This is a genomic window from Clostridium puniceum (assembly GCF_002006345.1).
Lineage (GTDB): Bacteria > Bacillota > Clostridia > Clostridiales > Clostridiaceae > Clostridium > Clostridium puniceum.
Genome location: NZ_LZZM01000182.1, coordinates 40,564 through 47,294 on the forward strand (window position 1 = coordinate 40,564; position 6,731 = coordinate 47,294).

The 6,731-nt window shown below is 26.7% G+C and carries 5 protein-coding genes, 1 tRNA gene, 1 pseudogene and 1 riboswitch; of the genes and pseudogenes, 2 read left to right on the forward strand and 5 right to left on the reverse strand.

Going from position 1 to position 6,731, the window contains the following annotated elements:
* Nucleotides 1-384 precede the first annotated feature (384 nt).
* From CLPUN_RS15790 to CLPUN_RS15800, 3 genes are all read right to left on the reverse strand, one after another.
* Nucleotides 385-1,008 carry a precorrin-8X methylmutase gene (locus tag CLPUN_RS15790; protein ID WP_077848213.1) on the reverse strand — a complete coding sequence of 208 codons (624 nt, stop codon included), beginning with the start codon at nt 1,006-1,008 and terminating at the stop codon, nt 385-387.
* Between the two features lie 227 nt (nt 1,009-1,235).
* Nucleotides 1,236-2,654 (reverse strand): cobyrinic acid a,c-diamide synthase CobB, encoded by a 1,419-nt coding sequence (locus CLPUN_RS15795; RefSeq protein ID WP_077848214.1) that lies wholly within the window; start codon nt 2,652-2,654, stop codon nt 1,236-1,238.
* Between the two features lie 115 nt (nt 2,655-2,769).
* Complete coding sequence (locus tag CLPUN_RS15800) at nt 2,770-3,594, reverse strand: sirohydrochlorin cobaltochelatase (RefSeq protein ID WP_077848215.1); 825 nt, start codon at nt 3,592-3,594, stop codon at nt 2,770-2,772.
* Between the two features lie 207 nt (nt 3,595-3,801).
* A riboswitch (cobalamin riboswitch) is annotated at nt 3,802-3,989 on the reverse strand.
* 601 nt (nt 3,990-4,590) lie between these two features.
* Here CLPUN_RS15800 and CLPUN_RS15805 point away from each other — a divergent pair.
* Both CLPUN_RS15805 and CLPUN_RS15810 read left to right on the forward strand, forming a co-directional pair.
* Entirely contained in the window at nt 4,591-4,920 is a 330-nt protein-coding gene (locus tag CLPUN_RS15805; protein ID WP_077848216.1) for a hypothetical protein, read from the forward strand.
* Between the two features lie 689 nt (nt 4,921-5,609).
* A tRNA-Glu gene (locus tag CLPUN_RS15810) sits at nt 5,610-5,684 on the forward strand.
* A 562-nt stretch (nt 5,685-6,246) separates the two neighbouring features.
* Here the strand turns inward: CLPUN_RS15810 and CLPUN_RS29665 are convergent.
* Both CLPUN_RS29665 and CLPUN_RS15820 read right to left on the reverse strand, forming a co-directional pair.
* Nucleotides 6,247-6,471 carry a DUF3267 domain-containing protein gene (locus CLPUN_RS29665; RefSeq protein ID WP_077848217.1) on the reverse strand — a complete coding sequence of 75 codons (225 nt, stop codon included), beginning with the start codon at nt 6,469-6,471 and terminating at the stop codon, nt 6,247-6,249.
* Between the two features lie 112 nt (nt 6,472-6,583).
* Nucleotides 6,584-6,718 (reverse strand): annotated as a pseudogene (locus tag CLPUN_RS15820) (IS5 family transposase); the annotation flags it as partial.
* Nucleotides 6,719-6,731: the final 13 nt, after the last annotated feature.

A 6,731-nucleotide genomic window follows, 5' to 3' on the forward strand; every position in this document is an offset into this window, starting at 1 on the left:
CCTACCAGACTCTGCTTCAAAAAATGGTGTTGAATTTATTTTATTATTACATGTAAGCGCATTATCATAATCTATAACACAATCTAAATGACTTGAAAGAATACCTTCATTTTATGTATAATTTATTAGTTATGATATAAATTATATATTACTCAATATTTTCTATTGCCAAACAATTATAACATATTTTATAAATATGGCATTATTCTATTTTCAAAGATCATTCTTTATAAAAAATCATATATGTTCTAACAAATAAGCTACATATCTTTTAGTTACTATAATTAATCAGAACTTATATTTATATGCGAAATTTATTTATTTCAGAATAATGTAGTAGTTACAACTTTAATATATCCAAAAACAATATTACATAAATTTTACTTATCTTTGAACCACCATATACATAAGAGCATTGATTATAGCTGCTGCAACCGTGCTACCTCCTTTTCTCCCCTTAACTCTAATATAAGGAATATTAAGGTCTTGCATATTTTCTTTACTTTCTGCTGCACCAACGAAACCTACTGGAACTGCTATTATCAACTTTGGTTTTGCTTTTCCTTCCTTTATTAGTTCCTTAAGTCTAAAAAGTGCAGTTGGAGCATTTCCAAAAACAAATATATCCACCTTATCATTACAAGCTTTTTCAACTGCTGCCATGCTTCTAGTTATACTTTTTTCTTTAGCTTCTTTATGTACTATTTCTTCATTAACATAACAGATTACATTACTGTTTGTTTTAGTTAAAGCCATTTTATTGATTCCATTTAAGGCCATATTGGTATCAGTGTAAATCTTTGCCCCTTTTCGAAAAAGTTCCTTTGCAGTTTCAATTGCATCCTTACTTATTTCTACTAAATCTTTATATTCAAAATCAGCTGTTGTATGAATTGTTCTCTTAACTATTAGCAATTCCTCTTCTGTAAATGAATGAGCTCCCATTTCCTCTCCAATGATTTCGAAACTTTTTTCTTCAATTCCCATAGGATTTTTTAAATAGTCCATATTTCTTTTAGTGAGAGTACAAATATAAATCTCACTAAAAACTCACCTCTTTTCTGTTTTTAATAATCATTTTTACACTTAGTCTGAATTTATATTTTTATGATTTATTCTTAATAAATTTACACTAAACTTAATATATTCCAAGTAAAAAGTTATAAATACTCAGTTACTACAACTACATATATTTTTAATGTAAAAATTTAATTAAAACCATCACTATTCACATTCTATTCTAAATCAATTAAAGCCTTTATTAGTTCTATATTCCCTAGGAAATTAATATGAGCATATCCTGCCAAGGTATTTTTCTTAAAATATCCACATGACCACTTTATAAGTTCTCCATCATACCTAAGTTTTTCTACTTCATATACATTTTTTTCTTTCAAATTCACTTGTGATTTATGAAACTCATGAGCATTTATTTCAAAAAACTCCTCTGAAATAAATTTTTCTTGAAAATCTTCTTTTTTAAGATTTTCATTACTATAGTATAAATTTGAAGCTGGTAATGAGCATTTCTCAAAATACTTTTTATGGATTTTCACCTTGCAATATCCAAAATTTCGAAGCTTATTTGTCATTATACTATCTCCATTGAAAAAGCCCACCATTTCCGCGCCTTCTATTGAATTTGTTAAATACATAAGTCCGCCACATTCTACATAACACCTTAAGCCATCTTCCAAAGATTTCTTTATACTGTTTCTCATTGAATAATTATTTTCTAATTCCTCTTTAAATACCTCTGGGTATCCTCCACCTATATAGAGAAAATCTAAATTTTCAGGCAAGACTTTATCTTTGATTGGACTAAAATAAATTATTTCTCCTAATTCCTCTAAAAACTCTAAATTGTCTTTATAATAAAAATTAAATGCTTTGTCCAAAGCAACACCAATTCTTAAAGTTATGTTTTTTGCTTTTCCTTTTTCACTTTGACAATTACTTTTGCAATTGTCTACTTCATATTTAAACTCCTGCATTTCATTTATAATACTATCTAAATCCACATATTCTTCAATCAACTTGCCACATATATCTAATTTTTCTTCAAGATTAAGTATTTCCATACTTTGTACAAGCCCTAAATGCCTGCTACTTAAACTTATTTTTTGTTCTTTAGGAATATATCCAAACACTTTAATTTTACAATTTTCTTCTATTGCATATTTTAATAAATTATAATAATTTTCACTAATAGAATTTAATACAACTCCTGCAATATTAGCATTTTTATAATTCTTAAAACCATTAATTTCAGCACACAAGCTTGCACTTTGACCCTTAGGTGATAATACTAGTATAATTGGCATGTTCCCTAAAATTTTCGATATTTCATAAGTTGAAGCTTTTTCACTTACTCCAACGCCATCATATAAACCCATCACACCTTCAATAATACCAATATTCCCTTTTCCGTTAAGATAACTTTTTATAACACCTTCTTTACCCATTAAAAATGAGTCAAGATTCCTTGATGGTTTTTTAGTTACCTCTTTATGAAATGCTGGATCTATATAATCTGGTCCAACCTTGTATCCTTGAACATCTAAATTCCTATTTTTAAGTGATTTCATAAGTCCAAGAGTAAAGGTGGTCTTTCCACTCCCACTTGAATTTGAAGCTATTATTATAGATTTCATAAATACCTCCATAAAATTAAAAATTAATGATGAAATGCAAAAACTTCTTTAAATATATTTTTTCAAATTTCAAAAGGAATTTATGCCTCTTGTTAATTATTAATTTTTTAATTGCTTATCTTAATTTTTTTGTTCTTCCTGCATTTAAATATTTATCTTCAATTGAATCATAAATTCTATTTATGTAAAGTCCAGCAAATTTATCTACTTCACCAAGTCCATGCATATGTAAAGAAACTTCTATTCCCTCTTTTTTCAATATGCTCTTTAAAGAATCCTCCTCATCTGATGCCATATCATTTTTTGCATGGTCACCAGCAACAAGCAATAATGGAACTAATTTTGTCTTGTTAATTCCCTTTTTCTTTAATTTCTTTAAAACATTTTGAATTGTTGGATATCCTTCTATAGTTGCTACAAATACATTTTCATAGTCCTCATCAATTAAAACAGTTTGAAGCATTCCATAAACTGCATTTGAAGGATGCTCTGTTCCATGTCCAAATAATATTACACTTTCTTCTCCTCTTAATATATCTTTAATGCTATCTATAAATAAAGAATAATCTTCTGGAAGTCCATTCATTCCTTGATAAAAAAATATAGGTCTTCCAAGTTTAATTGATTTAAAATTATTCTTTCTATGTTCCACAGCACCTTTTATATAATCAAATTCTTCACCAGGAATTATATGTAAAGGTTGAACTATTACTTCTTCAAAATCTCTAGATTTCAAATTCTCTAAAGCGTCTTCTGGCGTTAATATATTTAAATTATCTCTTTCTTTTAATTTTTTTATTATTGTATGCGATGTAAATGCTCTAAAAATTTCATATTCCTTAAATTCATCTTTAATTTTATTTTCAATTTTCTCAATTGAATTTTTAAGTGCCTCTAAATGACTAGTTCCAAAACTCACTACTAAAATAGCCTTCTTCATTATTAATTTCCTCCAAAATATTTAAAATTCTTAAAATCTCATATTTCCAATATACATAAAAAATCCCCATTACCTATTTCAGATAAGGAGGACACCTATAACAAATTAAGAATGTAAAATTAATATGGAATTAAGCTCTTTTAAAAGTTTCAATTTCCCTAGACTTACACTCTATTATTTGCTATTACCTTCCCTCCGAAGCCAGCATTTTCGTAAAACTTTTAGGCAGGTCTCCTGACTTTGGCCTCATCCCAAAACTCTTCCTTCCCAAGAATAATTTCTCAGTGGATCTTTAACAAACTTAGAGTTCAGTCTTCCATTACAGTAGCGGGGGCTGTAGTAGATTTACACTACTTTCCCTTTTAATCTTTAAAGCACAAAATATAATATTTAAATTTATTGAAATATACATAAAATATTATTCTTTTTTAATATGCTTTATATAGAAACCTAAAAATCATTTTTTAATTATCTATAAATTATAAATGACTGTAACCCTTTATTCAAGTAAAAAGTATTTTTTACCTTCCTGCTACCTGATAATTTAGGATTATAATGAATTAGATATTCATATAAATATTAAAATTATAAATAAAAATCGCTTCCATGATCTTGGATAACTATATTTGAATCCTATTTCCACAATGAAAGGATTGAGACCAATATTGGTAATGTAGGTAGTGTTGCATATTCTGCTAATGATTCAAAAAACAAGTTATCTTTAGCGATCAATATTAATTGATCTGTATAAACTATAACTTCTGTTACCAAGATACTTTGTAATACTGAAAAGCATAATATATTATCAAGTTTTTTATAATAATAAAATTTTAATTTACAATTCAGATTATTTTAGTATAATTTAAATATGGAATCTATGAAAATATAAGTCACATTTTAACTTATTATTTCGGATTTCTAAATACAAAATATTAATCAAAAGAATCAAATAAAAAAGACACTATTATTATAATAAATTTTAAAGGCGGTGCAATTATGTCAGTATATATGATTACATATTTCATAAGTGATACTACTGGTCACAGTCATGACCATGGTGAAAATTGTGGATGTGGCGAAAATCACACTCATTCTCATGAACATAAAAATAGCAATATTAACATAATAGGAAAAATAAAATCATTAGGTGCTTGGGCTCAATTTTTACCAGAAGGTTTTTTTATTAAAACTTCTTCAACAGCAGAAGAAATATTTGCTGAAGTTAACTCTGTAGCTAATAAAGGTGATATTATTTTTGTAACAAAAGTAGATGCAAAATCATCTGCATGTGCAAATCCAGCTGTTTTAGCTTGGCTTGCAGAATAATCTTATCTAAATCAAAATTTATAATGAAATTAGTAATTTAAAATTTCTTGTTTTAAATCATTATATTGAAAATGGAGTTATGTCTATCATTATTGACACAACTCCATTTTTATATTTACATTTATAATAGAAATATTTTTTCAAAACATTATTAATATAAAAATAAATAATCATTTTATTTATTACCTTTTACTATATACATTGCACTTAAGAATTTAAATATAATTGAATACACAAGTTATAAATTTTATGAAGGAATCCTTTTCGACATATCTATTACCTAATTAAAATTTTAATTAGTTTAATCAAAATCTAATAAATAATAATATCCATTAAAATTCAAGCCTTCTAGTAGCTAAATCTTAATGGATATTCCACAAAATATTAAAAAGGAGTCGTAATTTTGTATGACCTTTCAGCCATACAAGAGGAGCGATGAGTATATTGAGTAATATACACCTCTTTTAAAATTACTAACTATGTTATAGTTTAACACATTTTTCACGAAAAACAAGTGTGTTTTTTTAATATTTAGAAAATTATGATTTGTTCAATAAATGAGTAATAAATTTTCGACTTATTTAATTCACTATATGTTGTTAATATTTAAAATATAATCAGATAATATTTTAAATACAAAAAGTTATTGACATAGTATCCAAATAAGAGTAAAATCATATTTGTTGTATGGCCCATTGGTCAAGCGGTCAAGACGCCACCCTCTCACGGTGGAATCAGGAGTTCGATTCTCCTATGGGTCACCATTAGAGTAAACATCAGCATTTAGAAGTCTAAATTGTTGGTGTTTTTTCTATTTTCCCACACTAGTTTTATATAGATTTTTGAGAACAATATCTACTCTGTGAATGTCAATCTAACAATTTAATAGTATTCTATAGAATCTTTATTCTGATTTATAACAATTTTTAGTAGACTACATTATTAATTAAGTAGAATTAATTATTACTTAAAACACTTATTAAAAAATATGCTTTAACTTCTAAATATTTTTTATAAAACAAAAAAGCAAGAATCATTTATTTGCTTCCTACTTTATATCAATGTGTAGTAAATTATTTATTTTTAAAAGCTCGAATCCGGCTAGCGGCACCAATTATTTAAAGGAAAAGCTATATTACTTGGTTTATATACCTTGTAGCACAGCTTTTTTTATGTCTTTGTTACTATTTTTGTTACTTCTGAAATTAAAGCTGTTTTTATAGTTTATAAACCGTTCAAAATCAATCATGTATGACTTATAGCTCTTTGTAATAAAAATTTATATAACAAGCTGAAAGTAGAAATTTATTTGAAATATTTTTTCTACTACAGAAGAAAAAATATCATTCCTCCTAGCCATACTGGAAATAATAACGATAATATTGAGATACATATTAAAGGTGCCAACAAAACAATGAGAAATTGTAGTCTTGTTATTTTCTTCCCTGAAATCTCCATTGTATAGGCATAAATACCTTTGAATCCGAATTTAACTTTACCGCCAAATAATTTATAAGCTGCTCCATGAATTATCTCATGTACTATAGAAATCGGTCTGACTTACGGACAGTCATTTGTATTAAGTACGCTTAATTTATATATTTCATTATAATTACAATGGTAATTAGGGCGTGTCTGAAAACAATATTGCCTTATGCTATTTTTATAAAATAAAAATGGACGTAACATAAACAAAAGCAAGAAATGAAGACGCAAGCTTGTCATAGCGAGTTGAAACTCTGCGAAAATGCTTGATTTTATTAAAGAAGCATTCTACTAAATGGCGTTCTTTATATACCTACCAGTCACAA

Coding starts and splice junctions, on each gene's coding strand:
- CLPUN_RS15790 (WP_077848213.1), bottom strand. CDS start 1,008: ATGGACTATTTAAAAAATCCTATGGGAATTGAAGAAAAAAGTTTCGAA.
- CLPUN_RS15795 (WP_077848214.1), bottom strand. CDS start 2,654: ATGAAATCTATAATAATAGCTTCAAATTCAAGTGGGAGTGGAAAGACC.
- CLPUN_RS15800 (WP_077848215.1), bottom strand. CDS start 3,594: ATGAAGAAGGCTATTTTAGTAGTGAGTTTTGGAACTAGTCATTTAGAG.
- CLPUN_RS15805 (WP_077848216.1), top strand. CDS start 4,591: ATGTCAGTATATATGATTACATATTTCATAAGTGATACTACTGGTCAC.